This is a genomic window from Achromobacter sp. 46006, from assembly GCF_059761975.1.
Map to the genome: position 1 here is coordinate 1 of NZ_JCBANN010000069.1, position 25,464 is coordinate 25,464.

General features: G+C 68.6%; 21 protein-coding genes. 8 read left to right on the top strand and 13 right to left on the bottom strand.

Annotated features, from left to right (window positions below; all coding sequences use genetic code 11):
• Nucleotides 1-223: 223 nt before the first annotated feature.
• Nucleotides 224-1,429 (bottom strand): type II secretion system inner membrane protein GspF, encoded by a 1,206-nt coding sequence (gene gspF, locus AC6LKG_RS22955; RefSeq protein WP_498168547.1) that lies wholly within the window; start codon nucleotides 1,427-1,429, stop codon nucleotides 224-226.
• A gap of 173 nt (nucleotides 1,430-1,602) precedes the next feature.
• On the opposite strand from gspF, the gene gspD reads away from it, so the two are divergent.
• A complete protein-coding gene (gspD, locus tag AC6LKG_RS22960) occupies nucleotides 1,603-4,212 on the top strand; it encodes a type II secretion system secretin GspD (RefSeq protein WP_498168548.1) in 2,610 nt (869 codons plus the stop codon).
• Nucleotides 4,209-5,636, top strand: a complete 1,428-nt coding sequence (gspE, locus tag AC6LKG_RS22965) for a type II secretion system ATPase GspE (RefSeq protein WP_498168551.1) — start codon at nucleotides 4,209-4,211, stop codon at nucleotides 5,634-5,636. Before gspD ends, gspE begins: the two co-directional genes overlap by 4 nt.
• Nucleotides 5,637-5,652: 16 nt before the next feature.
• On the opposite strand, the gene AC6LKG_RS22970 is transcribed toward gspE, so the two are convergent.
• The 11 genes from AC6LKG_RS22970 to AC6LKG_RS23020 form a co-directional block, all read right to left on the bottom strand.
• Entirely contained in the window at nucleotides 5,653-6,183 is a 531-nt protein-coding gene (locus AC6LKG_RS22970) for a TlpA family protein disulfide reductase (RefSeq protein ID WP_498168553.1), read from the bottom strand.
• Complete coding sequence (locus AC6LKG_RS22975; RefSeq protein ID WP_498168554.1) at nucleotides 6,183-8,354, bottom strand: TonB-dependent receptor plug domain-containing protein; 2,172 nt, start codon at nucleotides 8,352-8,354, stop codon at nucleotides 6,183-6,185. Before AC6LKG_RS22975 ends, AC6LKG_RS22970 begins: the two co-directional genes overlap by 1 nt.
• 367 nt (nucleotides 8,355-8,721) lie before the next feature.
• Nucleotides 8,722-9,477: a type II secretion system protein N gene (gene gspN, locus AC6LKG_RS22980; RefSeq protein ID WP_498168557.1), complete on the bottom strand. Its 756-nt coding sequence runs from the start codon at nucleotides 9,475-9,477 to the stop codon at nucleotides 8,722-8,724.
• Entirely contained in the window at nucleotides 9,477-10,064 is a 588-nt protein-coding gene (locus tag AC6LKG_RS22985; protein ID WP_498168560.1) for a type II secretion system protein M, read from the bottom strand. The genes gspN and AC6LKG_RS22985 overlap by 1 nt, the downstream gene beginning before the upstream one ends.
• Complete coding sequence (gene gspL, locus AC6LKG_RS22990; RefSeq protein WP_498168562.1) at nucleotides 10,061-11,053, bottom strand: type II secretion system protein GspL; 993 nt, start codon at nucleotides 11,051-11,053, stop codon at nucleotides 10,061-10,063. The genes AC6LKG_RS22985 and gspL overlap by 4 nt, the downstream gene beginning before the upstream one ends.
• The gene (gspK, locus tag AC6LKG_RS22995) at nucleotides 11,050-11,988 is read right to left on the bottom strand and encodes a type II secretion system minor pseudopilin GspK (RefSeq protein WP_498168564.1); all 939 of its coding nucleotides are present in this window, start codon (nucleotides 11,986-11,988) and stop codon (nucleotides 11,050-11,052) included. The genes gspL and gspK overlap by 4 nt, the downstream gene beginning before the upstream one ends.
• The gene (locus AC6LKG_RS23000) at nucleotides 11,985-12,599 is read right to left on the bottom strand and encodes a type II secretion system protein GspJ (RefSeq protein ID WP_498168566.1); all 615 of its coding nucleotides are present in this window, start codon (nucleotides 12,597-12,599) and stop codon (nucleotides 11,985-11,987) included. The genes gspK and AC6LKG_RS23000 overlap by 4 nt, the downstream gene beginning before the upstream one ends.
• Entirely contained in the window at nucleotides 12,596-13,000 is a 405-nt protein-coding gene (gene gspI / locus AC6LKG_RS23005; RefSeq protein WP_498168568.1) for a type II secretion system minor pseudopilin GspI, read from the bottom strand. The genes AC6LKG_RS23000 and gspI overlap by 4 nt, the downstream gene beginning before the upstream one ends.
• Entirely contained in the window at nucleotides 12,987-13,475 is a 489-nt protein-coding gene (gene gspH, locus AC6LKG_RS23010) for a type II secretion system minor pseudopilin GspH (RefSeq protein WP_498168571.1), read from the bottom strand. Before gspH ends, gspI begins: the two co-directional genes overlap by 14 nt.
• Complete coding sequence (gene gspG / locus AC6LKG_RS23015; RefSeq protein ID WP_498168588.1) at nucleotides 13,447-13,875, bottom strand: type II secretion system major pseudopilin GspG; 429 nt, start codon at nucleotides 13,873-13,875, stop codon at nucleotides 13,447-13,449. Before gspG ends, gspH begins: the two co-directional genes overlap by 29 nt.
• A 75-nt stretch (nucleotides 13,876-13,950) precedes the next feature.
• Complete coding sequence (locus AC6LKG_RS23020; RefSeq protein ID WP_498168573.1) at nucleotides 13,951-14,397, bottom strand: hypothetical protein; 447 nt, start codon at nucleotides 14,395-14,397, stop codon at nucleotides 13,951-13,953.
• Nucleotides 14,398-14,648: 251 nt separating this feature from the next.
• Between AC6LKG_RS23020 and AC6LKG_RS23025 the strand changes: the two genes are divergently transcribed.
• The 4 genes from AC6LKG_RS23025 to AC6LKG_RS23040 all read left to right on the top strand — a co-directional run bounded on the left by AC6LKG_RS23025 (nucleotide 14,649) and on the right by AC6LKG_RS23040 (nucleotide 21,186).
• On the top strand, nucleotides 14,649-16,592 hold the full coding sequence (locus AC6LKG_RS23025) for a PhoX family protein (protein ID WP_498168576.1): 1,944 nt from the start codon (nucleotides 14,649-14,651) through the stop codon (nucleotides 16,590-16,592).
• 197 nt (nucleotides 16,593-16,789) lie between these two features.
• Nucleotides 16,790-18,781, top strand: a complete 1,992-nt coding sequence (locus AC6LKG_RS23030; protein WP_498168579.1) for an alkaline phosphatase family protein — start codon at nucleotides 16,790-16,792, stop codon at nucleotides 18,779-18,781.
• 20 nt (nucleotides 18,782-18,801) lie between these two features.
• A complete protein-coding gene (locus AC6LKG_RS23035) occupies nucleotides 18,802-18,972 on the top strand; it encodes a hypothetical protein (protein ID WP_498168582.1) in 171 nt (56 codons plus the stop codon).
• A 36-nt stretch (nucleotides 18,973-19,008) separates the two neighbouring features.
• Nucleotides 19,009-21,186 carry a phosphocholine-specific phospholipase C gene (locus tag AC6LKG_RS23040; RefSeq protein ID WP_498168583.1) on the top strand — a complete coding sequence of 726 codons (2,178 nt, stop codon included), beginning with the start codon at nucleotides 19,009-19,011 and terminating at the stop codon, nucleotides 21,184-21,186.
• Between the two features lie 71 nt (nucleotides 21,187-21,257).
• Here the strand turns inward: AC6LKG_RS23040 and AC6LKG_RS23045 are convergent, their stop codons facing one another.
• Nucleotides 21,258-22,160 (bottom strand): LysR family transcriptional regulator, encoded by a 903-nt coding sequence (locus AC6LKG_RS23045; protein WP_498168584.1) that lies wholly within the window; start codon nucleotides 22,158-22,160, stop codon nucleotides 21,258-21,260.
• Nucleotides 22,161-22,268: 108 nt separating this feature from the next.
• On the opposite strand from AC6LKG_RS23045, the gene ggt reads away from it, so the two are divergent.
• Complete coding sequence (gene ggt / locus AC6LKG_RS23050) at nucleotides 22,269-23,897, top strand: gamma-glutamyltransferase (protein WP_498168586.1); 1,629 nt, start codon at nucleotides 22,269-22,271, stop codon at nucleotides 23,895-23,897.
• Nucleotides 23,898-23,931: 34 nt separating this feature from the next.
• A complete protein-coding gene (locus AC6LKG_RS23055) occupies nucleotides 23,932-25,446 on the top strand; it encodes an ABC transporter substrate-binding protein (protein ID WP_498168587.1) in 1,515 nt (504 codons plus the stop codon).
• Nucleotides 25,447-25,464: the final 18 nt, after the last annotated feature.

Consider the following 25,464-nt stretch of genomic DNA (forward strand, 5'->3'; position numbering starts at 1 on the left):
GGCATACGCGGTGGTGGACCGTCGGGAGGGTGTCGCTTCGCGCTGGGGGCAAGAGATAGTGGATGGGAGGGCGGCGGCTTTGGGGCGCCGCTTTTTCTTTGGTGCGCGGGTCTTTGCTTGTTTGCGCGCCGCTGCTTCGTTTCGCTGCTTTGATGTGCCTGCTGGCGTTCGTGTTTGATCTCCGAGGCCCGCGGGTGGACGCGGGCCTTTTCCTTTTGTGCGTCTAGCGGATCAACTGGTTCATTTCCAGGATCGGCATCATCACGGCCAGCACGATCAGCAGGACGAAGCCGCCCATCAGCAGGATGAGGGCGGGTTCGAGCAGGGCGGTCATGGCCATGGCGCGGCGTTCCAGGTCGCGCGACAGGTTCTGGGCGCCGCGGTCCAGCAGTTCGGGAAGCTGGCCGGTCTTTTCGCCGCTGGCGATGAGGTGGATGAGAAGCGAGGGGAAGGCTTTCTGCGCGGCCAGCGAGGCCGACAGGGACGCGCCTTCGCGCACGCGGGCCGCGGCTTCGTCGACGGCGCCGCGCAGGACGTCGTTGCCGAGGGTGCGGCGGGCGGCGTCCAGGGCGGTGAGCAGGGCGACGCCGCTGCCGCAGAGGATGGCCAGGGTCGAGGCGAAGCGCGCGGCGTTGACGCCGAGGACGAAGCGGCCGGCCAGGGGCAGGCGCAGGACGCGGGCGTGCCAGGCGCGGCGCGCCGCGGGCGCGCGCAGGGAATAGCGCCACAGCATGATGGCCAGTGCGATGGCGGCGCCGGTGGCCAGGCCCCAGTCGCGCACGTAGTCCGACAGCGCCAGCATGATGCGTGTCAGCAGCGGTAATTGCTGCTTGGCGTGGTTGAAGGCGGACACCACCTGCGGCACGACGTAGCCCAGCAGGAAGATCACGATGATGACGGAGACGCAGGCGACCACGGCGGGGTAGATGAACGCCGTCATGACCTTGCTGCGCAGGGTGTTGCGTTCTTCGATGTAGTCCGCCAGTTTCTCCATGACCTGCGCCAGGTCGCCGGATTCCTCGCCGGCGCCGATCAGGGCGCGGTAGATCTCGGGGAAGTCGCGCGGGCGCGAGGCCAGCGCGGTGGACAGGCGATGGCCGGCGCGCACATCGTCGCGCACGCCTTCGAGCGTGGCGGCGATGTGTTTTTTCTCGGCCTGTTCGAGCGTGGCGCTGAGCGCGGCGTCCAGCGGCAGGCGCGCGGCCAGCAGGCTGGCGAGCTGGCGCGTTAGCCAGGCCAGGTCGGCGTCCGACAGGCGCGTGCGCAACGCCGCGCCGAGGCCCTCGGCGCGCGCCGCGGGCGAGGTGGAAAGCGGCAGCAGGCCGCGGCTGCGCAACTGGTTGCGGGCGCCGCGCTCGCTGTCGGCGTCGATCGTGCCCTGCACGATTTTGCCGAGCGCGTCAGTCGCTTCGTAACGAAAGGATGGCATGGTGGGAAGGTGGCTCGGGTCCACGCCGATTGGCGGAAAGGCCCGTAAATAAAGGCTTTGCAGCCCGTCACCTTGCCTTTCGATTATGACCGTAGTGTTGCAGTGTCACCCCGTATACTCCGACGCGCTTTCACGTTTTTTCACCCGACTTCACGTCTCAGGCACATCTCGTCATGCGTCATATCGCGCAACTCAGCCTTGCGGTCTTGCTTGCGGCAAGCCAACTCGGACCCATGGCCGGCAAGGCCCATGCTCAACAGGCGGACAATCGCGTCAGCCTGAATTTCGTCGACACGGATATTCCCGCCGTGCTGCGTGCGCTGTCGTTGTTCACCAAGCGCAATTTCCTGGTGGATCCCCGCGTGAAGGGCAAGCTCACGCTGGTATCGGACCGGCCGGTCGACAGCGCCCAGGCGCTGTCGATGCTGACCGGCGCGCTGCGGTTGCAGGGCTTCGCCATCGTCGATGTGGACGGCGTGACGCGCGTGGTGCCCGAGGCCGATGCCAAGCTGCAGGGCAGCGCGGTGGTGGGCGATCCGCGTCCGGCGACGGGCGGCGCGGCCAAGGGGCCGGTGCCGGTCGCGGCTTTCGCGCGCGGCGGTTCGGGCAACAGCGGCGAGATGCTGACTCGGGTGTTCCCGCTGAAGTACGAGAACGCCGCCAACCTGGTGCCGGTGCTGCGCCCGATGGTGCCGCCCAATAATCCCATCAACGCGTATCCCGGCAACAACACGCTGGTGGTGACCGACTACGCCGACAATCTCGACCGCATCGCGGCGGTGATCGCGCGCATCGACGTGCCCAGTTCGATCGACACTGACGTGGTGCCGGTGCGCTCGGGCATCGCCTCGGATATCGCCATCCTGGCCTCGCAGTTGCTGGACACGCAGAGCAGCGACCCGACCCAGCGCATCGCCGTGGTGGCCGATCCGCGCAGCAACAGCGTGCTGATCCGCGCGGGCAGCCCGGCGCGCACGCGCCTGGCGCGCGACCTGATCATGAAGCTGGACGCACAGCAGAACCGCGCGGGTAATCTGCATGTGGTCTACATGCGCAATGCCCAGGCCACGCGCATCGCCGAAGTGCTGGGCGGTCTGTTGGCCGGGCAGGCCAATTCGGCGCCGGGATCGAGCCCCGCGGGCGGCACGGGCGGCGCCCTCGGACAGGGCGGCGCCAACCGGCCGGCGCAGGCGTCCGGCGGCAGCGGCAATACCGGGTTGGGCATGTCCTCCAACGCGTCGAATTCATCCGGCAGCGCCAAGGGCGGCCTGTCGGGCGACCAGGAACGCATCGCGCGCGACGACTCCGGCAACCAGGCGGTGTCGTATTCCGCGGGGGGGGCCACCATCCAGGCCGATCCGGCCACCAACTCGCTGATCATCGCGGCGCCCGAGCCGCTGTACCGCAGCCTGCGCGAAGTGATCGACCAGCTCGACCAGCGCCGCGCGCAGGTGCTGGTGGAAAGCCTGATCGTCGAGGTCAGCGAACAGGCGGCGGCGGAATTCGGCATCCAGTGGATGACCGGCGCCGGCAACATCAACAGCGGCGGCACCAGCTTCATCGGCGGCACCAACCTGGGCGGCAGCGGCCTCTCGGGCAAGGGCCCGACCTCGATCGACGCGCTCGGCGGCGGCCTGAGCCTGGGCCTGGTCAAGGGCACGGTCGACGTGCTGGGCAACAAGGTCATCAACCTGGGCGTGCTGGCCCGCGCCATGCAGAACAGCGGCGAGGCCAACATCCTGTCCACGCCAAACCTGCTGACGCTGGACAACCAGTCCGCCAGCATCCTGGTGGGCAAGACGGTGCCGTTCGTGACCGGGCAGTACGTCACCAATGGCGGCAACAACAACAATCCGTTCCAGACCATCCAGCGTGAGGACGTCGGCCTGAAGCTGAACATCCGACCGCAGATTTCCGAAGGCGGCGCGGTCAAGCTCGACATCTACCAGGAAGTCAGCAGCATCGACGAAAGCAGTTCGTCGGCGACCACCGGCATCGTCACCAACAAGCGCGCCATCGATACCAGCGTGCTGATCGACGACGGCCAGATCATCGTGCTGGGCGGCCTGCTGGAAGACAATGTGACGCTGACCTCCAACAACGTGCCGGGCCTGAGTTCGATTCCGGTGCTGGGGTCGCTGTTCAAGTACGACAGCCGCAAGCGCACCAAGACCAACCTGATGGTGTTCCTGCGGCCCTACGTGGTGCGCGATGCGCGCCAGAGCGCTGGCGTGACGATGGACCGCTACGACTACATGCGCCGCGCCCAGGGCATCGCCCAGCCGGGCGACCACTGGCTGCTGCCGAACATGCAGGCGCCGATGCTGCCGCCGCCGGGCGCGGCGCCGTCGGTGTCGAACAATGCCTACGACATGCGACCCGAGCACCTGGCCGAGACCATGCGGCGACCGCCGCCCGTCACGGTCGAGTCGTTCGCGGTGCGCCAGTACCCGGCCGCGCGCCAGACCAGCGATCCGTCGCTGCCGATCCGCGCCAATCTGCCGCTGGGCGTGAGCGTGGCACGCGATCCGGCTTCGCTCTATGGCGAGGTCGATACCAGCAGCGCGACGTTGCAGTTTGCCTCGGTCAAGACGCGCGGCGAGGCCGACCGCATTGCCCGGCGGGTCCAGGCCAGCGGTCTGCAGGCCTATGTGCAGACCGGGCCTGGCGGCATGGGCTACGTGGTGCGCAGCCAGGTATCGCGCGATCCCGGCACCATCTCGACCGCCACCGCGCTGCTCAAGGAACTGGGGTTCAAGGGCGAACTGGTCTCGCATCTATGAGCGCGCATCCCTTGCCGTACGCGTGGGCGCGGGCGCAGCGGGCGGTGCTGTCGCTGCGCGCGGGCCATGCGCAATTGACCGTGAGCCCGCGCACGCCGGAATGGGCGGTGCGCGAGATCCGCCGCTGCCATGGCGACATCGCCGTGACGCAGGTCGATGACGAGGCGCTGGAAACCCTGCTGGCGGCGGCCTACAGCCACGCCGAGGACGCCGCCTCGGTGATGGGCGTGGCCGAAAACGAGATCGACCTGGACCGCCTGCTGCAGGACATGCCCGAGGTGGCCGACCTGTTGGACGCGCAGGACGACGCGCCGGTGATCCGCATGATCAACGCGCTGTTCGCGCAAGCGGCGCGCGATGGCGCCAGCGACATCCACATCGAGCCGTTCGAGACCCATTCGGTGGTGCGCTACCGCGTCGACGGCACGCTGCGCGATGTGGTGTCGCCGCGCAAGGCGCTGCACGCGGCGCTGATCTCGCGCATCAAGATCATGGCGCACCTGGACATCGCCGAAAAGCGACTGCCGCAGGACGGCCGCATCGCGTTGCGGGTGGGCGGCCGGCCAATTGACGTTCGGGTGTCGACGCTGCCCACCGGTCACGGCGAACGCGCGGTGCTGCGCCTGTTGGACAAGGAGGCCGGCCGGCTGCAACTGGAAAGGCTGGGCATGGCGCCCGGCGTGCTGCGCCAGCTAGATCGCCTGATCCGCCAGCCGCACGGCATCGTGCTGGTGACGGGGCCCACCGGCAGCGGCAAGACCACCACGCTGTACGCGGCGCTAAGCCGGCTGGATGCCGCCACCAGCAATATCCTGACCGTGGAAGACCCGATCGAGTACGACCTGCCCGGCATCAGCCAGACCCAGGTCAATGCCAAGATCGACATGAGCTTCGCGCTGGCGCTGCGTGCCATCCTGCGGCAGGACCCGGATGTCATCATGATCGGTGAAATCCGCGACCTGGAGACCGCGCAGATCGCGGTGCAGGCTTCGCTCACCGGCCACCTGGTGCTGGCCACCCTGCACACCAACGACGCGGTGTCGGCGGTCACGCGCCTGACCGACATGGGCGTGGAGCCCTTTCTGTTGTCGTCGTCGCTGCTGGGCGTGCTGGCCCAGCGCCTGGTGCGCAAGCTGTGCCCGGCATGCAAGAAGCCGGTCACCCAGGATGGGGCGCGGGTATTCCAGCCGGTGGGCTGCGCGGCCTGCAACCATACCGGCTATGCGGGCCGTTCCGGCATTCACGAATTGTTCACGGTCGATGACCAGGCCCGCCGCCTGATCCATGAAGGCAGCGACGAACGCGCGCTACGCCGCGCCGCTGGCGCCGCCGGCATGCTCAGCATGCGCGAGGACGGCGCGCGCTGGGTGGAAAGCGGCGAGACCTCGCCGGAAGAAATCCTGCGGGTGACACGCGACGCATAGGCGCGGCGGCGTGGGGTCAGGGCGTTGCGGCGCCCGGCCTGGCTGGCGCCGGCGCGCAACCGCTGGCGATGCGTTTGAGGTCAGCGCCGGACAGGGCGCCGAGCTGCTCCCCGCAGATGCGTCCGATCCGGGTTGCCACGGTGAAGGGCAGGGCGCCGCGGCGGTTGCCGGCGGCGCGCATCAGGGCGATGACATTGGCGCCCGGACGCAGCACCGGCAGGCGCAGGCCATGGCGCTGCACGAACTCGGCGGCGGCGGCGGAGCTGTCGGTGCTGACGAGCAGCACCGTCCAGCCCGGATGGGCGTCGGCGAATCGCTGCAGCCGCGGCAACTCGGTGACGCACGGCGGGCAATCGCGGCTCCAGAAATTCACCAGCGCCGGCCCGTGCAGGGCCGACAGCCGCACGAAGCTGCCGCCGTCCAGCGCGGGGAGCGAGAAGTCCCATGCCCGCCCCGCCGGTGGCCGCGCCGCCGGCCAGGGCTGGGCGCCGGCGATCACGGGCGCCGCGCACAACGCCAGCCAGGCCCGCGACAGGATGCGCCGCATCAGAAGCTCAGCTTGGTGCCGGCGTACAGGTAGCGCCCGCGGCTCGGCCCCCACAACTGGATGACGTCAAGCTGCCCGCTGCTGTCGACGAACAGCGGGCTTTCCTTGTCCGACTGCTTGTAGTCGAACAGGTTGTCGACGCCGGCGTAGAGCGTGAAGTGCTTGTTGATGGCGTACTCGCCACGCAGGTCGAGGGTGAAGAAGCCCGGGCTCTTCTCGCGCTTGGGCGTGCCGTCGAGGTTGTAGCGATCCTGCTGGCCGGAGCCGTCGTCGTGGAACTTGCGCAGGTTCATCGGCCCGGTCCAGACCAGCTTGGCGTTGAAGTCGAAGTTGCCGCGGTCGTAGTCCAGGCCCAGGTAGGCCTTGGCGTTGGGACGCGCGAAGGTCAGGGTCTTGGCGGGGAAGCGATAGTTGAAGGCCTCGGCCGCCGCCATCACGCTCAGGGCCGGCGTCAACAGGTAGGACATCGTCAGGTCCACGCCCTGTACGATGACTGGCTGGCGTGAGCTGGAGAACAGCGTGATGTCGTTGCCGGCCGCGTCCTGCTGGTCGGGGTCGAGCATGGCGAAGTTCTTGATGCGGTTGTAGTTGTATGAGCCGGTCACCGCGAGACGGTCGTCGGCATAGTTGAGCGCGTAGCTGGCGTTGAGCGATTCCTCGGGCCTGGATATCTGGCGGTCGATGCGGATGGTGTTGAGGATGCCGTGTTCCTGCTCGAAGAAGCTGGTGGGCGCGCGGAATCCCTTGCCGACGCTGAAGCGGCTGGAGAGCCGATCGGTATGGTGGTAGAGGGCGTTCAGGCGCGGCGAGGTGATGCCGCCGAAGACGTTGTGGCGGTCGTAGCGCACGGAACCGTTGATCTCGAGCGCGTCGTCCAGCAGGGCGCGGTATGCCTGCAGGAACAGCGCCGGGGTGCGGTAGGTGTAGTCGTCGACGCCGCTTACCGGGGTGCCGTCTTCCATGCTGCCGTGGCTTCTAAGGTCTTCGTAGCGGAAGTTGGCGCCCAGGGTGGTCAGCCAGCCCGCGATGGGCGTCTGCCAGCTCGCCTCGGCGTAGTACTGCTTCTGGCGGGCGATGTAGGTGGCCAGTTCGTAGAAGCTGTCCTGCTTGTGCTCGGCGGCCCCTACGGCCAGCCGCAGCAGGCTGTCGCCGAAGCGTTTTTCGCCGGTGGAAATGAATTGCACCCGGTCGGTGAAGATGATCTCGGACATGCCGCCGCGGCCACCGCGGTCGCCGCCGGGGCCCTCGTCGTAGGCCACGATGCCGCCGTCCTGGGGATGGACCCAGCCGTCGCGGTCGGGCGAGCCATGCACGCCGCCGCGCCAGTCGAAGGGGTTGCCCGTGGTGCTGTGCTTGATGGCGGAATAGTCGGTGCCGAGTGCCCCACCGCCGCGCTTTTCGTTGACCACGTCGAGCCGGCCGCGCACCTTGAAACCGCCGGCGTCGTCCAGGAAGAAGCCGATACCGCCCAGGCGGCGGTCGTAGCCGGTGTATTCGGAGATGCCGTTGTGGTCGGCATCGACGGAATCATGCTTGTTGTAGTTGAGCGTCGCGGTGATGGCGCCGCCGTCGAACGGTCGGGCCAGATAGGCATCGCCCTGGCGCGACCCATAGCTGCCGATCTGCGCGCGGGCGCGATTCTCGGCCTCGGTGGGGCGCTTGCTGACGATGTTGACCGAGCCGGACAGGGCTTCGGGCGCGATCAGGCTGGCGCCGGCGCCGCGCGCCACATCGATGCGCTCGACGCCGTAGACGCTGACGCTGTCCAGCCCGTAGGCCGAGGACACCGAGGAGAAGATCGGCACGCCGTCGATCATCAGGGTGGTATAGCGGCCAGGCAGGTTGTTGAGCAGGATGTTGCGGACGTTGCAGATCGAGCACTCGACCTGGACCGCGATGCCGGGATTCTTGTCGAGCGCCTCGTTGACGTTGGTGGCGCCGGCTTTCTCGATGGCGCGTTCGCTGATGGATTCGGTCTTGACGAGTTCGTCGCGCAAGGCGCCGGGCCGGGTCGAGGCCTGGTTGGAGCGGTCGATGACGGTGATCGGGGCCAGGGTGGGGGCGGCGCCGGTCTGTGCCTGGGCGGCCCAGGCGGCGGTCAGGGCCGCGGCCAGCGCGGCGAGCCGGACGGGCATGCGGGAAGGGAAGACGGAAAGCTTGGAAGAAGGCATTGGATGGACGGGTTCCAGGAGACAGGCGCCGCCAGGCATGCGGGACGGGCCCCGGCCATGGCGAGTTCAGAAAGGACAGGAACCGAGGTCCGCCAGGCCGCGCGCCATCGACCCGGCGGGCGCGGCCGGCCGGGGGCGGCGCGCAGGGCGCCGGGAGAAAGCGGGGCGGTACGGCATGGGGAAAAAGCGGAAAACCACGGCTGCAAAAATCATTCAAAACGTTATGTTTGATGTGTTTTTGCGTCAATCGAGAGCCGGTCCGAGATTCCTCAAGGCTGCTGCTGGCGAGCGCCTGTGAATCCGTCTTGCAATGGCGCGCGCGTGGCCGGCGCGCAACGCCAGGTCCGTGCCGCGAGCCCTGGCGGCGCTATTTGCCGGTGCCGAACACCACCGTATCGCGGCTGCGCCGGCCCAGGGTCGACATGAGGCCATCCAGCGCCGCGCGGTCGTCCGGACTGGCCGTGGCGGCAAAGCTCGCCTGGCCCTGGAAGCGCACGCCGCGGGTGGTGATGCTGCCCTGGCCGGTGACTGCAAGGGGACCGCTTTCGGTGCTGAGCGCCAAGGTGGCGCCGGCGCGGCCATTGCCATGCAGCCGCAACACATAGGTGCCGATCGGTGCCAGCGGCGACAGGGCGGTGGCAGCGTCGCGCCAGCGCAATTCGGCCAGCGGCGCATCGGGCAGCGCGCCGCCCAGGCGCAGCGCCTGCCAGCGGACTTCCACCGTGCCTTCGGGCGCGAGCGTGTTCCAGGGGGCGCCCAGTGCCGGCAGCACCGTGGCCGGCAGCCGCAGCGATTGCGCCGACACGCGGACCCCGGCCCCGTCCAGGCTGGCGCGCAACGGGCCCTGCAGCCAGGGGTGCGACAGTTCCAGCGTCAACGACGCCCAATGCCATTGCCAGTGCACGGCCTGCGGCAGCACGCGGCGCGCGCCGGGCGGCCCGAGCGCGATCCAGGCGCTGCCACTCCAGAGGGTGCCGCCGGCATCGGCCAGCGTCACCGGGGCATCGGCTGGCAGCCAGGCCAGCAGCCAGCGCGCCGGCAGCACGGCGGCCGCGGCGACCGCGGCGCTGGCGCCGCAGGCCAGCGCCAGGCCGGCGCGCTTGGGCAGACGGGGCCAGCGCATCAGGAGCGCGCCTGCCGCGTCGGCAGGGCAAGCGTGACGCGGCCGTTCACCAGGCCCGGCAGGGGCCGGCCGTTGGCGTTGGTGGCGCGCGTCAGGGCGATCTCCCTGACCGCCAATCCCCAGTCGGAGGCACTGAGCTCCAGCCAGCGCAGCAACGCCGACGCGGGGAGTTCGCTGACCGCCAGCGTGACACTGTCGCCCTGGCCGGCCGGCTCCAGTTTCCAGTGGTCGGCAGGCAGGCCGGCGCGTTCCAGGCTGGCGCCGAGATCGGTCGCTGTCGGCAGTGCGGTGGCGGGCGCGGCGGCCTGCCTGCGCAGGGCCGTCGCCTGGGTGGCCAAGTCGGCCACGAGGGCGGCCTGGCCGTGCAGGCGCGGCAGTTCTTCGCGCAGCTTGCGCACGGTGCCGAGCGCCGGTTCGACCAGCAGCGTGAAGACCAGCGCCAGCCCCAGCAGTAGGCCGGCGCCGTTGACCAGCCGCCGTTCCCGCGGAGCCAGGGCCAGGTAGCGCTGGCGCGCGCGGTCGGCCGCGGGGGCCAGGGGTTTGAAGGCGGCGCGCCAGCGGGCGCCCAGGCGTTCGATCGGTGTCATGGTTGGCTGCGCGTGATGCGCCAGGTGTTGTCGGTATCGCCGCGTTCCAGCTTCAGGCCCTGCGCGGCGGCCTGCTGGATCAGGGCTGGGGTTTCGGCCACGCGCTGGGCCTGGGCGCCGGTGTCGGCCAGTTGCAGGGTCAATGCCTGTTCGCCGTACGACAGCCGCGCGACATTGTCGGCGGCAAAGGGCAGCGTCTGGGCGGCGGCGCGCGCCAGGGGCAGGAAATCACCGTCATTGGCGCCGCCGCGGCGGCTGCGCAGCGTGTCCAGTCCCTGCTGCGCCTGGCGCGCCGGATCCAGGATCACCGGGATTTCGGGAAATGCCGCCTGCACCTGGCGGTGCATGTCATCGCGCAGCGCCTGGGCTTCGCCGCGCAACTGCGCGGCGTGCAGGTTCAGGCCGCCGATCCATACCAGCGCGGCGGCCGCGCCCCAGCGCCAAACCGGACGCCAGCGCGAAACGCGCGCGGGCGCCAGCTGCGGCATGGCCAGCGACCATGGCGGCGAGGGGGCGAGCCAGCGTGGGTCGGCCGGGTCGCGCAGCGGCGCCGGCTCACCCGGCGCCAGGGTCTGCGGCGCGATCAGGGCGTGGGTGCGCAGGCCTTGCGCGTTCAGCAGTTGCCAGGCCTGGCGCACCGGCGCGCGCGGCGCCCAGGCCAGCGGCACCTGGCCGTCGGCGGCGCGCGCGCCGTGGCCGATGGCCAATTCGTCCAGGTCGCTGAGCACCAGCGGTTCGAGCGCGCCGCGCACGGCGGCGGCGAAGCGTGCCTTGGCCACCGCGGGCACCTGCACCGTGGCGGTGATGACGTCGCCAGGATGCAGCACGGCTTCGCAGGCCGCTTGCGGATAGGCCTGGCCCAGCGCTTGCAGGCTCAGTTCGCCCTGGCGCGCGCAGCGGCCGCGGCGATCGAACCAGGCATAGGGCAGCAGGGATGCGGGGCCGAGTTCGGCCAGGGGAACCAGCGCGATGCGCAGGGAGTTCTTCAAGGGTTCTCTCTCGTCCAGAGGGTATCGGGCGCGGCTGGCGGCGCGCTGCGGATCAGCGCCTGCATCGAGACGCGGGCCCGTTCGTAAACGACCGCGCCGCTGGCCAGGAACCAGCCGCTGGCGGTGGTTACGGCTGGCGCCGGCGTCTTGACGCCAGTGGCGGCCAGGCGGTTGGCGAAGTCGCCGCTGTTGTTGAACCAGTTGCCGCGATCGCGCTCGCCGGTCAGGGCGCGCGCCTGGCTGAGCGACAGGCCGGGCACCAGCGCTGCGATGACTTCGGGCGGCGCGGTGTTGACGTTGACGCTGGTGGCCACCGGCAGCACTGTCATCGTGCGGCGCAGGGCGTTGCGCGGGGCCGCCTCCAGGCCGAGCAGCGCGCTGACGTCGTCGATGCCGCGCGGCAGTGGCGCGCGCGCCTGCGGCACCTGGCCGCCTTGCACCGGGGCGTCGGCGGGCTGCGCTGGCGGCTGGCTGGCGGCGATGACCTCGATGATGCGCGCGGCCAGCGTGTCCGGCAGGCGCTGCAGGTCCAGCAGGCGCCGCAGCACCCGTTCCTGTTCCGGCTGCGGCACGCCGTGGCTGGCCAGGTTGCTTAGGTTGTATTTGCCCTGTTCGTCCTGCACCTGGCCCGAGAAAACCGCCACGCGGTCGTCGCCGGGACGCTCGATGCGGGTGTCGAGCACCGGCGTGGCCCAGATCTGGTCGCCGCGCGTGGTCGATTCGCGCCGGCCGTGGTCGCGTATCACCAGTCGCGCCCAGTCGATGCCGCCAGCCAGCAGCATGCGCGCCTGCACGCGCGCCATCTCGTTTTCGATGCGGCGGGTGCTGGCGGTCTGGCGCTGGAACAGGCTGGTGGTCAGCGCCGCGACGATGGCCACGACGATCAGCGCGCTGACCACCGCGGCGCCGCGTTCGCGCGGTGGGAGCGGACTCATGGCAGCTCCAGGATGCGGCTGTAGCGCCGCGCATCGCCGGCCGTGCCGCGCTCCAGCGTGATCTCGATGCCGCCGGGCGTGGCGGAGAAGGGCGAGCGCGTATCCGTCCAGCCCGTTCCGGCGACCCAGCCGCGCAACGCCAGCGCGCGCACGCCGGGAAGCAGCAATACGCCGGCGTCGACCGGCGGCAGCGGCCCCTGTTCGGCGGGGACGCCGCTGGCGCGCCACAGGCCGTCCTGGCGCACCGACCATTGCACCCGCTGCCAGCGGCCGTCGCCGTCCGGATCGGGACGCAGGATCTCCAGGATCTGCGCCCCGGCGGCACCGCGCAGCAACCGTACGCCCGAGGTAAAGACGCGGTCGTCGATGCCGGGCGCGGCAAACGACGGACCGTTGTACGCCAGCTCCACATCGCGTCCCATCTGGCCGAGAGCGCGGGCGATGGCGTCGGTGTCGTCGGATTGGCGCGCGATCCAGTCGCGCGCCCGGGAAACGCTGTCCAGGCCGCGCCAGGCCATCAGGCTGACCAGCGCCATCAAGGCCAGGGCGACCAGCACTTCGATCAGGGTGAAACCGGCCTGGCGGCGGGCGGTGGCGCGGCGCGGCATCATCGCAGGCTCGACAGCAGGCCGTCCAACTGCAGCAGCGCGGCGCCGTTGGCGCTGTCGCGCACCTTGACCGCGACCTGGCGGAAGCTGCGGTTCAGCGAATTGGTGAACACCAGTTCGCATTGCAGCGCCAGGCCGCCCTGCGGACAGGGCACGGTCTGGGTGCCGGCGCGCGGCAGAGTTTGCTCCAGCCGCAACTGGGTCAGTGCGTTCTGCGCCGCCAGCAGCGCCAGGGTCTTGTCCTGCAGCGCGCGATTATTGGCCGCCATGACGCCGGTGGCGCGCAGCGCGGCGCCCATCGCAACGGCGATGATGGCAAGGGCCACCAGCACCTCGATCAGGGTGAAGCCGCGCTGGCGTTGGCGCCGGCGGCTACGCGGAAGGGGGGAATCAGTGGATCTCATAATGTCCGGCGGCGTCGCGCGTCAACGTCACGCGCGAATCGCCCGCGCGCAGTTGCACGCTGAACGGGTCGGCCACCCATTCGGTATTGAAGCGCAGCGGGCGTTCGGGCGACAGATGCCATTGCACCGGGCCCGCTCGCCAGGCTTGCGGCCGCAGCACCTCGTCGCGTTCCAGCTTGTCCGCGGGCAGGGGCGAGTCATCCTGGGCGGTCGGCGCGGCGGAGCGCCCCCGGCGCTCGAACGACCAGCCGCCGCTGGCGGGCAGCCAGCGGATCGGGCGGCCGTCGCTGCGCGCCTCGCCTTCGGCCACGGTGAAGGCGTCGGCCAGGCGCCGCGCGTCCTCGCGCAGCGGATCGGCGCCTTTGCCGATGGACAGGCTGACCATGCTGGCGGCGATGGCCACGATCACCAGCACCACCAGGACTTCGACTAGCGTGAAGCCGCGCTCAGAGTTCCCACGAACCGATGTCGGCATCGCCGCCTTCTCCCCCGGGCTTGTTGTCGGCGCCGAACGAGAACACGTCGATGTCGCCTTTGACGCCAGGGCTCAGGTATTGGTACGGATGGCCCCAGGGGTCATTCGGCAGCTTGTCCAGGTAGCCACGCCAGCCGGAGGCGCCTTCGGGCTTTTCCACCAGCGCCCGCAGGCCTTGAGCGGTGGTCGGGTAACGGCCATTGTCGAGGCGATAGAGCTTGAGCGCCTGCATGATGCCGCCGATGTCCTGGCGCGCGGCGACCTGGCGCGCCTGGTCGGGACGATCCAGCACGCGCGGCACGATCAGGGCGGCAAGAATCCCCATGATCACGATGACCACCATGATCTCGATCAGGGTGAAACCTTGCTGGCGGGCGGGCCCGCGCGATGACTGGCGCACTTCACGACTCCGGTATTGCAGTGAGAAGCGTGCGATTGTGGACATGAAATATGACAGCAATATGAGGCGCGGGCGTCACGGCGCGGTGCGCACGATGGCGCCTTCTGGTGCCGGCGACACCGGCGCGGCCAGGCGATTAGCGCGGCCGCCTTGCTCGACCGTGACGGCCTCGGCGCCGATGTCCCTGAGCAAGATGCCGGGCGCGATTTCGTCGCCCACGCGCCAGGCCACGGGCGGGCCGCCGTCGACGCTGAACACCGCGGCGCCGTCGGGACCGGCGGCGATGACGCCGAGCACGCTGATCTGCGTGCGCAGCACTTCATCGCGGCCGAACCACAGGGCCACCGACGTATTGTTGGCGGCGCGCGGCGCGGGCGCCGCGATGGCGGCGAGCAGGGCGGTGGGTGCGGGCGCGAACAGGACCGCGCCCCACACGCCCAGGCCGGCGGCCAGCGCCAGGAGGGCAAGAACACGGCAGGCGGCGGGGGCCGAGGGCAGCGACGGGCACAGGGACAAGGGCATGGGCAGAGCGTGAAGCGGCAGGGCGGAAATGTGGCCGACTCTAGCCGTCCATCATGACAACCATGCGATGGCGCGGCCGCGCTTCTTTCAGAATTCCCGCAACGCACTGTCATCAAGCTTACATCGCGTCTCTCTAGCATGCCGGCACGTCGCGGTTCAGCGCGTATCGGCATGCAGGCGCCTTGCAGCGCAGGCCGGCAGCCGGGCCGCCCTGGGTCCGCGGTACTGATCCCTTCGCACAGGAAACCACGATGCAAGACATGACACACGCCAATCGCCGCCGCCTTTTGAAGATGCTGGGCGGTGCGCCGATGCTGCCGCTGGGCGGCGTCGGCATGACCGCTCTGCTGGCGGGCTGCAACTCGAGCGACGATGATGACGACAGCCCCTCCACGCCGGCGCCGGGCGTGACGTTCACCTCTGCCGCCTTCACGTCGATGGCCGCGCCGACGCTGGCCACCCCCGAGCTGATGGCGCGCACCACCGTGGGCTCGGCCATGGTCCTGACCTTCAGCGATGGTTCCACGCGCAAGATCGATCTGGGCTACGAGTCGTTTTTCATGACGGGCGACTCGGTGCCGGACGGCAATGGCGGCAGCATCATCGCCGGCGGCTATTTCGACAACAACGGCGCGCCGATCATGGACAATTCGGTGCCGGCCCAGGCCCGCCAGTTCTTTTCGAACTGTCCGGATGGCATGTCGCTGCTCAAGCTGGAAGCGCCTACGGTGCCCGGCGTCAATGGCAACACCCTGTTCGCCGTGGTGCAGTTCGAGTACCAATCGATGGACCAATCCGGCGCCGACATGTATGGCCGCCTGCCGTCGCCCATCGCGGTGCTGACGCTGGCGCAAGACCCCGCCACCGGCAAGCTCAGCCTGGTCAAGTACAGCAACGTCGATACCTCGTCGGTCAACGGCCTGTGGATCACCTGTGGCGCCAGCCTGTCGCCCTGGAACACGCACCTGTCCAGCGAGGAGTACGAGCCCGACGCCACCGTTGCCGCTGGCGATGCGCAGTTCCAGGCCTATAGCCAGAACCTGTTCGGCGATCCCAACAAGGCCAATCCGTACCACTACGGCCATATGCCGGAAGTGACGGTGAATCCGGACGGCACCGGCAGCATCAAGAAACACTATTGCATGGGCCGCATCTCGCATGAGCTGGTCCAGATCATGCCCGACCAGCGTACCGCGCTGATGGGCGATGATGCCACCAACGGCGGCCTGTTCATGTTCGTGGCGGACCGCAAGGCCGATCTGTCGTCCGGCACGCTGTACGTGGCCAAGTGGACCCAGACCTCGGGCACCGGTCCGGGCGCGGCTACGCTGACCTGGATCAAGCTGGGCCATGCCACCAGCGCTGAAGTCAAGGAGCTGGCCGACCAGTTGACCGCGGCGGACATCATGGATGTGCGCACCGTGGACCCCGGCGACAACAGCTTCACCAGGATCCGCTACAGCGGCGGCAACAACTGGGTCAAGCTGCTGCCGGGCCGCCGCCAGGCCGCGGCTTTCCTGGAAACGCACCGCTATGCCGCGCTGGTCGGCGGTTCGCTGGGCTTCACCAAGATGGAAGGCACCACCGTCAACGCCAAGGACAAGATCGCCTACAGCGCCATGTCGCGCATCGAGAAGTCGATGATCGACGGCACCGTGGCCGGCATGCAGGTGCAGGCCAACTCTGCCGGCGCGGTCTATCAGTTGCACCTGAAGGCCGGTCAGGTCGATACCGACGGCCAGGCCATCGACAGCGAATGGGTGCCGGTCGATATGGCCGCGGTGCCCGAGCTGGTGGGCGCGCCGATCTCTCCGGCCGACGCGTTGGGCAATACCCACAATGCCGACCGGATCTCCAATCCGGACAATCTCAAGTTCTCGGAGAAGCTGCGCACCCTGTTCGTGGGCGAGGACAGCGGTGGCCACGTCAACAACTTCCTGTGGGCCTATAACGTCGACACCAAGCAGCTCTCGCGCCTGCTGTCGTGCCCGGTGGCGGCCGAATCGACCGGCCTGCAGGCGGTCGACGAGATCAATGGCTGGACCTACATCACCAGCAATTTCCAGCACGCGGCCGATTGGGGCGGGGTGCACGCGGTGGTGCGGCCGACCCTGGAACCGCTGGTCAAGGCCAACTACAAGGACGGCTTCGGCGCATCGGTCGGCTATCTGACCGGCGTCAAGATCGGCGCCTGATGCGCGGGCCGCGGCGAGCGGCCCGGCGCCAGACAAGGGACCGGCCAGCCGGTCCCTTGTTTTTATTGCCATCTGTGTCGCAGCAGAAAAAAAACTGATCCGTCGATCAACGATTCCTTTCTTCGCTTCATCGGTCTTTCACCTTGCGCAGCCACTATGTGGGCCACCCACAAAGCGGGTTTCGAGAGGGAAAGAACATGCAGGTATTGAAGTGGAAACGCTGGTGCGCGGCGCTTGCGGCCCTGGGCGCGCTGGCCGGTTGCGGCGGCGATGGCGGCAGTGACGATGACGCGGCGCCGCCCGCGTCGCAACCGGGCAGCGGCGCGCATGCCAAGGTGCTGTTCATCGGCGTCGATGGCCTGACCTATGACGCTTATCGCCAGAGCGTGGCGGACAAATCGCTGCCCAATCTGGCGCAACTGACGGCCACCCGTTCCTGGACCGGCGGCGTGACTGGGGGCGTGACGCAGCAGCCGACGCTGCTGGTGCCGGGCTGGGCCACGCTGCTGACCGGCCAGTGGGCCGATCAGCACGGCGTGCGCAGCAATGCGCAGGGACAATCGGCCAAAACGGCGACCCTGTTCCAGCGCGTCAAGACCGCCAGGCCGGCGATGCGCGTCGCGGCGGCCTTCAACTCGCCGCTGCTGGCCGGCCTGGTCGGCGCCGACCGCGACGCCGGCTATCTGCAGAGCCTGACGGACTGCGCCGGGGTCGATGCCTGTGTCGCCAGCCAGGCGCGCGACCGCATCGCCGAGGGCTATGACGTGGTGGTGGCGCAGTTCGGCGCGGCCGAGCGCGCGGCCGCCAACGCCGGCTTTGGCGATGGCTATCGCGCCACGTTGCGCCAGACCGACGAGGCCATCGGTGCGCTGCTCAAGCAGGTGGCCGGGCGCGGCGCCGCCCATCCGGACGAGAACTGGCTGGTGGTGGTGGCCACCAGCCATGGCCTGGACCGCACCGGCGGCAGCGATGGCCTGCCGCTGTCGCGCAACAAGACGACGTTGCTGGCGATGAACCGCTCGCCGCTGCTGGGCGGCAGCGCCGACGACGAGGCTGTCGATGGCGCCTGGAACAACGCCTGGTACGGCCTGCCGAGCGCCGCCGACGCCGCGCCGACGCTGCTGGCGCACCTGGGCGCGTTGCCGCCCGCGGGTCAGTACGACATGGCGGGCACCTCCTTGTCCGAGCCCGTGGCGCTGCGCCGTGGCGCCAGCCGTACCGCGATGGACAACAAGAGCGTGTCCTTGAGCTGGAGCCGCGTGGGCACGCCCTCCGGCGACATCGTGATTACCCGCGACGGCCAGGAGATCGCGCGCCTGCCGGGCACCGCCACCGACTATGTCGATACGGGCTTTGCCTTCACCACCGAAGGCGTGCACGAGCTGAACTACGCCATTTCGGTCGGTAACGCCGTGACGGCGGTGCGCGCCACGGTGGTCTACACCGCGCCAGTGCCGCTGCTGCCTTCGCTGGGCAGCGGCCTGACCATGCTGTTCCCGTTCGAAGGCAACCTGGCGGACAAGGCCGCCGGCGGCGGGGCGATCACGCCCTACGACGGTACGCAGGCGCCGGTGTTCGCCGATAGCGGCGTGTTCGGCAAGATGTTCCAGAACGAACGCAGCGGCGATCCGATCGGCGCCTTCAAGCTGGACTATCCGGCGGGCCTGCTAGACAGCGTCCAGGCCTTCACCATCGGCTTCTGGTATCAGTCGGACGGCACCGCCAACGACCGCTCCATCCTCGGCAACAAGGACTACAACTCCGGCGGCAATCCCGGCATCACCATCGCCCAGTGGGCCGGCCCCGAGCTGCGCTTCAACCTGGCGGGCGGCAGCCGCGTCGACATCAACGGCGTCAGGTTCACGCCCAACAAGCCGGTCTACGTGGCGATGGTCATCGACAAGACCGCCAAGACCATGGCCGCCTACGTCTACGACACCGAAATGGGCTGGTTCAGCCGCTCGATCTCGACCGGCAGCGTCAACTTTGCCCAGATCGCCGGCGTGCTGGGCCCGCACCTGGGCCTGAACGAAGACGGCAAGGGCACCTACGGCGTGTGCTGCGCCGGCACCAAGGGCCCCTACACCATGTACTTCGACGACCTGGCCTTCTGGTCGCGCGCCCTGACCGAGGCCGAGGTCAAGTCGCTGGCCATGTCCGGCAAGTCCGTTTCCGAATTGCTTCCCTGATGTCCGAGGACAAACACGATATGAACACTGCTTCCCCGATCTTGCGCGCTTGCCTGCGCGCGGGCGCCGCCCTGATGGTGGCCGCCGTCCTGACCGCCTGCGGCGGCGACAAGGATGACGACAGCGATGCGGGCGCCCAGCCCGAAACGCCGACCCAGCCGGCCCAGCCCCAACTGCGTTGCGCGCCCTGACGCCGCGCCTATCACTGAATCCAAGGAATAGCATCCGTGACGTCCGAAAAAGACCCGATCCACGCCGGCAAGCGCCGCTTCCTGCGCAATGCCGCCGCCTCGACCGCCGGCCTGACCGCCTTGTCGATGTTCCCCCCGGCCATCCGCCGCGCCCTGGCCATCCCCGCCAACAACCGCACCGGCACCATCAACGACGTCGAGCACGTGGTCATCCTGATGCAGGAAAACCGTTCGTTCGACATGTACTTCGGCACCTTCAAGGGCGTGCGCGGCTTCGGCGACCGCATCACCGTGCCGCTGCCGCAGAATCGCTCGGTCTGGGAACAGACCAACGGCACCCGCGTGGTGCTGCCGTACCACCTGGACAGCACCAAGGGCAATGCGCAGCGCGTGTCCGGCACGCCGCACGACTTTCCCGATGCGCAGAATGCCTGGGATGGCGGCCGCCTGTACCAGTGGCCGCGCTACAAGCAGAACCAGTCGATGGGCTACTACACGCGCCAGGAACTGGGCTTCCAGTACGCGCTGGCCGAGGCGTTCACGCTGTGCGATGCCTATCACTGTTCCTCGCATGGCGGCACCAATACCAACCGCCTGTTCCACTGGACCGGCACCAATGACCCGCTGGCGCAGGGCAATGGCCCCTCGACCCGCAACCAGTGGGACGGCCTGGGCGCGTCCACCATCGGCTGGACCTGGAAGACCTACCCCGAGCGCCTGCAGGAAAATGGCGTGACCTGGAAGGTCTACCAGAACCTGCCGGACAACTTCACCGACAATCCGCTGGCGGGTTTCCGTCAATTCCGCAAGGCCTACGAGCTGTCCGGCAACGATCCCACCGCGGGCAATCCCAGCCCGCCCGCCTGGACACCCGCGGCCGATGCCACCAACCCGCTGTACAAAGGCGTGGCCAACACCATGCCCGACGGCGGCCTGTTGCAGGCATTCCGCGACGATGTGTTGAACGGCGCGCTGCCGCAGGTATCGTGGATCGTGGCGCCGGCAACCTATTCGGAGCACCCCGGCCCGTCCAGTCCGGTGCAGGGCGCCTGGTACATCCAGGAAACGCTCAATGCCCTGACGGCCAATCCGGACGTCTGGAGCAAGACCGTGCTGCTGATCAACTTCGATGAGAACGACGGCTTCTTCGACCACGTGCCGCCGCCCGCCGCGCCGTCGATCAACCCGGACGGTTCGGTGGCCGGCGCGTCCACCATCAACACCGACCTGGAACGCCACATCAAGCCGTCGCAGCAGGACGCCGCCGACAATCGCGTCTACGGACCCGGCCCGCGCGTGCCGATGTATGTCGTGTCGCCCTGGAGCCGCGGCGGCTGGATCAACTCGCAGGCGTTCGACCACACGTCGGTGCTGCGCTTCCTGGAAGCGCGTTTCGGTGTCAAGGAGACCAACATCAGCGACTATCGCCGCGCGGTGCTGGGCGACCTGACTTCGGCCTTCAACTTCGCCACCCCCAACAACGAGCAGTTGCCTGACCTGACCCTGCTGACCAAGGCCCAGGCCGACCAGACCCGCGCCGACCAGCAAGCCCTGGCGCAGGTGCCGCTGCCGGACACCGCCACCCAGGCCAGGCCGGCCCAGGAGACCGGCGTGCGTTTCTCGCGCGCGCTGCCTTACGAACTGCACACCAGCGGCCGCGCCCAGCCCGGCACCAGCGCCATGTGGCTGGTGTTCGCCAACAGCGGCAGCGCCGCCGGCGTGTTCCATGTGTATGACCAGTTGCACCTGGATCGCCTGCCGCGCCGTTACGCGGTCGAGCCGGACAAGCAGTTGGAGGGAAGCTGGGACGCGGCCGCCGACGGCGGCAGGTACGACCTCTGGGTGATGGGCCCGAACGGCTACCTGCGCCATTTCGCCGGCGATCTGGCGCTGGCCCGCAGCGCCGGTCTGGACGCTGAAATCCGGGTCTGCTACGACATCGCCAACGGCGACGTCTACACCAGCTTCATCAATAGCGGCAAGCAACCCTGCACCTTCGTCATCACGCCCAACGCCTATTACTCCAACAACGAGAAATGGACGATCACGGTGCCGGCGGGCAGCCAGGTCGAGCAGTCGTGGGCGCTCAAGGCCAGCGGCGCCTGGTATGACTTCACCGCGCGCCTGAACGAGGATCCGGCCTACATCCGCCGCTTTGCCGGCCGGGTGGAAACTGGCAAGCCCTCGGTCACCGACCCGGCGATGGGCCTGTAAGGGCGGCAAGCGTGACGCCAGGCCCCGCAGCCGCCCGGCCGGGCGGGCGCGGGGCCTGGATGGCAAGTCGTTCAGGCGAGGGTTTGCGCGTCGCGCGTGCGGAACGCCGTGGCGCAGGCCTCGCAGATGGCGCTGGTAATGTTCTGGCGCGCGTGCTCGCGCCGCTCCAGCATGCCGATGGCCCGCGCCGTCGGCCCCAGGTCGGCGGGCAGCGGCAGGATGCGCAGCCGGACGCTGGTGCGCCAGTTCGAGCCGTGGATCAGCGGCAGCAGGGTCACGCCCACCTCCTGGCGCACCAATTCGACCAGTGTCTCGATCGCGTTCAACTCCAGGAATTCGTCCAGCGGCACCGCCATGCGCCGCAGCAGGCGGTCGATCTGCAGGCCGGTGCGCTGGGTGCGGTCAAAGCGCAGGAATGGATTGCTGGCCAGCACCTGGCGCGCGTCATGCCCGATGGCCGATGGCGGCGCGATCACGACCAGCGGCTCCTCGTAGAGCGGAGTCCAGCGCGTGCTGGCCATCTTGCGGCCGGCCTCGACCAGGAAAGCGGCGTCCAGCTCGCCGTCCTCCACCTTGCCGGCCAGTTCGCTGGCCTTGCCCGACAGGATGCGCACGTCCAGTCGCGGATGCGCCTTTTTCATGCCCGACACCACCTTGGACAGGGCGCCCATGCACGACACGATACTGCCCACCGAGACCGAGCCGGCCAGTTCGCCCGGCACCGTGCGCGGCAGCCGCAAGCGGTCGTAGGAATCCAGCAAGTGCTTGATTTCCGGAAGCAATTCCCGGCCCGCCGCGTTGAGGATGGCGAGCCGGCCGCTGCGGTCGAACAGCTCGCGCCCCAATTCCGCCTCCAGGGCGCGCATCTGGAAACTGACCGCGGCCTGTGTCAGGGCGACTTGCTCGGCCGCTTCGGAGAACGAACCGTGGTGGGCCACGGCCAGAAAGGTGCGCAGGAATCGCAGGGTGCTCATGAGGAAGGAATCACAAAAATTTCTTTTATGACTGAACAAAAAATCAAATTGATTTAATTAGACCACGGGAGTAATTTCGCCTGCTTACCGCTATATGAGGCAGGCGCCATGAAATCCTTCGACTGGGTCAATCCCTATCCCTCCATCCGCATTCCGCTGTTCGCGCGCAACGTGGTGTCCACCTCGCACCCGCTGGCGGCCCAGGCCGGCCTGCGCATGCTGCTCAAGGGCGGCAACGCGGTCGACGCCGCCATCGCCGCGGCGGCCACTATCGTGCTGGTCGAGCCGGTCTCCTGCGGCCTGGGCGGCGACTGTTTCGCCATCGTCTGGGACGGGCAGGAACTGCATGGCCTCAATTCCTCCGGCGTGGCGCCGGCGGCCTGGAACGTCGAGTATTTCAAGCGCAAATATGGCGTCGGCGCCGACGGCATGGCGATCCAGCCCAAGCGTGGCTGGGACGCGGTCACGGTGCCGGGCGTGGTGGCCGGCTGGGCCGCGCTGCACGAAAAGCTCGGCAAGCTGCCGTTCGAGCAACTGTTCGAACCGGCCATCGAGATCGCCGAGCGCGGCTACGCCGTGCCGCCGGTGGTGGCGCACAAGTGGGCCGCCGCCGCCGATGAGCTGCGCGACCAGCCGGGCTATGCCCAGGCTTTCATGCCGGAGGGCCGCGCGCCCAAGGTCGGCGAACACTTCCGCTTCCCGGATGCCGCCAACACGCTGCGCCGCATCGCCGCTTCCAAGGGCCGCGATTTCTACGAAGGCGAGCTGGCCGAGCGCATCGCCGCCTTCAGCCAGGAATGCGGCGGCGCGATGACGCTGGAAGACTTGCGCGGCTACCGCCCGGAATGGGTCAAGCCGATCTCCAGGTCGTACCGCGGCTACGAGCTGCACGAAATCCCGCCGAACGGGCAGGGCATCGCCGCGCTGATTGCGCTGGGCATCGTCGAACGCTTCAACATCGCCGACATGCCGGTCGACTCGGTGCAGTCGCAGCACGTGCAGATCGAGGCCATGAAGCTGGCCTTCGCCGACCTGTACAAGTACGTCGCCGACCCGCGCTCGATGGAAGTCACGCCCGAACAGATGCTGTCGGACGCCTATCTGGACAGCCGCGCCAAGCTGATCCGCCTGGACGGCGCCACCCATTTCAGCGCCGGCCGTCCGGCCGCTGGCGGCACCATCTACCTGACCGCCGCTGACGAGAACGGCATGATGATCTCGTTCATCCAGTCCAATTACATGGGCTTCGGTTCTGGGGTGGTGGTGCCGGGCACCGGCATCAGCCTGCAGAACCGCGGCGTCGGCTTTTCGATGGATCCCAAGTCGGCCAACGTGGTCGAAGGCGGCAAGCGGCCGTTCCACACCATCATCCCGGGTTTCCTGACGCGCGGCGGCAAGCCGGTCATGAGCTTCGGCGTGATGGGCGGCGACATGCAGCCGCAGGGTCACCTGCAGACCGTGGTGCGCATGATCGACTACCACCAGAATCCGCAGGCCGCCTGCTGCGCGCCGCGCTGGAAGGTCAACCGCGATTTCACGCTGGATATCGAGACCAATATGAAGGCTTCCACTATTGCGGGCCTCAAAGACCTCGGGCATTCTTTGAAGTCCGTGGACGACCCGTACATGGACTTCGGCGCCGGCCAATTCATCTGGCGCATGTCCGAAAGCGACAACGAACTGGGTTACGTCGCCGCCAGCGACAGCCGGCGCGACGGCCAGGCCGTCGGCTTCTGACACGCGCATTGCAGCCACAAGGGGAACAAACACAATGAAACGCCTGACCATCACCTTCGGCGCCAGCATGCTGGCGCTGGCCGCGGGCGCCGCATGCGCCCAGAACCTGCGCATCGGCCTGCAGGAAGATCCCGACGTGCTCGATCCGCACCGCGCGCGCACCTACGTCGGCCGCATCGTCTTCACCTCGCTGTGCGACAAGCTGGTGGACATCGATCCCAAGCTGCATTTCGTGCCGCAACTGGCCACGTCCTGGTCGTTCAGCCCCGACAACAAGGTGCTGACCTTCAAGCTGCGTGGGGACGCGCTGTTCCACGATGGCAGCAAATTCGACGCCGCCGCCGCCAAGGCCAACCTGGAACGCGCCAGGACGCTGCCCGACAGCCTGCGCAAGGGCGAACTGGCCTCGGTCGAGAAGGTCGAGGCGCCCGACGCCACCACGCTGGTGCTGACGCTCAAGCAACCCGACGCCACGCTGCTGGCGCAGTTGTCGGACCGCGCTGGCATGATGCTGTCGCCCAAGTCCTTCGATGCCGCCGACGTGGCCGCGGTCGGCCGCAAGCCGATCTGCTCGGGCCCGTACAAATTCGTCGAGCGCATCCAGAACGACCGCATCGTGCTGGAGAAGTTCGACCAGTACTACGATGCCAAGGACTATGCCTTCAAGCGCATCACGTTCCTGCCGATCCCGGACACCACCGTGCGCCTGTCGAACCTGCGCGCCGGCGACCTGGATCTGCTCGAGCGCCTGAATCCGTCCGACGCGCCGCAGGTCAAGAACGATCCCAGCCTGATCTTCGCGCCGGTGGCCGGCCTGGGCTTCCAGCAGTTCATGTTCAACGTCGCCAACGGCAAGCGCGCCGAAGACAATCCCTTCAAGAACAAGCTGGTGCGCCAGGCGTTCCAGTTGTCCATCGACCGCAACGCCATCAACGAAGTGGCCGGCGGCGGCATCTTCGAGCCGGCGCAGCAGCCGTTCCCGCCCGCCAGCCCCTACCACAGCGACAAGTTCCCCGTGACCAAGCGCGACGTGGCCAAGGCCCGCGCGCTGCTCAAGCAGGCGGGCTTCGACCGCGTCAAGGCCGAGGTCATGTTCGGCAACAACACCACCACCTCGTCGGTGGCCGAGATGGTGCAGGCCATGGCTTCCGAGGCCGGCTTCGACCTGTCGCTGCGTCCGACCGAGTACGCCGCGCTGCAGAAGGAGTCCGCTGGCGGCAACTTCCAGGTGGTGATGCTGGGCTGGTCGGGTCGGGTCGATCCGGACGGCAACATCTACAGCTTCGTGACCTGCAAGGGCGCGCTGAACGATGGCCACTACTGCAACCCCGAGGTCGACAAGCTGCTCAAGGAGGCCCGCACGGTGCCGGACGAAGCCAAGCGCCGCGCCCTCTATGACCAGGTGCAGGCCATCATCCAGGACGAGCTGCCCGGCGTGTACAACTACTACCAGCCGTGGCCGTTCGCCCTGGCCAAGAAGGTCAAGGGCTTCGTGCCGTATCCGGACGGCATGATCCGCCTGAAGGGCGTGACCTTCGCGCAGAAGTGATCGGGGGCGGCGCTGCGC

Excerpts from the sequence above, each read along its gene's own strand:
- gspF (WP_498168547.1), bottom strand. The coding sequence starts at position 1,429 with ATGCCATCCTTTCGTTACGAAGCGACTGACGCGCTCGGCAAAATCGTG.
- gspD (WP_498168548.1), top strand. The coding sequence starts at position 1,603 with ATGCGTCATATCGCGCAACTCAGCCTTGCGGTCTTGCTTGCGGCAAGC.
- gspE (WP_498168551.1), top strand. The coding sequence starts at position 4,209 with ATGAGCGCGCATCCCTTGCCGTACGCGTGGGCGCGGGCGCAGCGGGCG.
- AC6LKG_RS22970 (WP_498168553.1), bottom strand. The coding sequence starts at position 6,183 with ATGCGGCGCATCCTGTCGCGGGCCTGGCTGGCGTTGTGCGCGGCGCCC.
- AC6LKG_RS22975 (WP_498168554.1), bottom strand. The coding sequence starts at position 8,354 with ATGCCTTCTTCCAAGCTTTCCGTCTTCCCTTCCCGCATGCCCGTCCGG.
- gspN (WP_498168557.1), bottom strand. The coding sequence starts at position 9,477 with ATGCGCTGGCCCCGTCTGCCCAAGCGCGCCGGCCTGGCGCTGGCCTGC.
- AC6LKG_RS22985 (WP_498168560.1), bottom strand. The coding sequence starts at position 10,064 with ATGACACCGATCGAACGCCTGGGCGCCCGCTGGCGCGCCGCCTTCAAA.
- gspK (WP_498168564.1), bottom strand. The coding sequence starts at position 11,988 with ATGAGTCCGCTCCCACCGCGCGAACGCGGCGCCGCGGTGGTCAGCGCG.
- AC6LKG_RS23000 (WP_498168566.1), bottom strand. The coding sequence starts at position 12,599 with ATGATGCCGCGCCGCGCCACCGCCCGCCGCCAGGCCGGTTTCACCCTG.
- gspI (WP_498168568.1), bottom strand. The coding sequence starts at position 13,000 with ATGAGATCCACTGATTCCCCCCTTCCGCGTAGCCGCCGGCGCCAACGC.
- gspH (WP_498168571.1), bottom strand. The coding sequence starts at position 13,475 with ATGCCGACATCGGTTCGTGGGAACTCTGAGCGCGGCTTCACGCTAGTC.
- AC6LKG_RS23020 (WP_498168573.1), bottom strand. The coding sequence starts at position 14,397 with ATGCCCTTGTCCCTGTGCCCGTCGCTGCCCTCGGCCCCCGCCGCCTGC.
- AC6LKG_RS23025 (WP_498168576.1), top strand. The coding sequence starts at position 14,649 with ATGCAAGACATGACACACGCCAATCGCCGCCGCCTTTTGAAGATGCTG.
- AC6LKG_RS23030 (WP_498168579.1), top strand. The coding sequence starts at position 16,790 with ATGCAGGTATTGAAGTGGAAACGCTGGTGCGCGGCGCTTGCGGCCCTG.
- AC6LKG_RS23035 (WP_498168582.1), top strand. The coding sequence starts at position 18,802 with ATGAACACTGCTTCCCCGATCTTGCGCGCTTGCCTGCGCGCGGGCGCC.
- AC6LKG_RS23045 (WP_498168584.1), bottom strand. The coding sequence starts at position 22,160 with ATGAGCACCCTGCGATTCCTGCGCACCTTTCTGGCCGTGGCCCACCAC.
- ggt (WP_498168586.1), top strand. The coding sequence starts at position 22,269 with ATGAAATCCTTCGACTGGGTCAATCCCTATCCCTCCATCCGCATTCCG.
- AC6LKG_RS23055 (WP_498168587.1), top strand. The coding sequence starts at position 23,932 with ATGAAACGCCTGACCATCACCTTCGGCGCCAGCATGCTGGCGCTGGCC.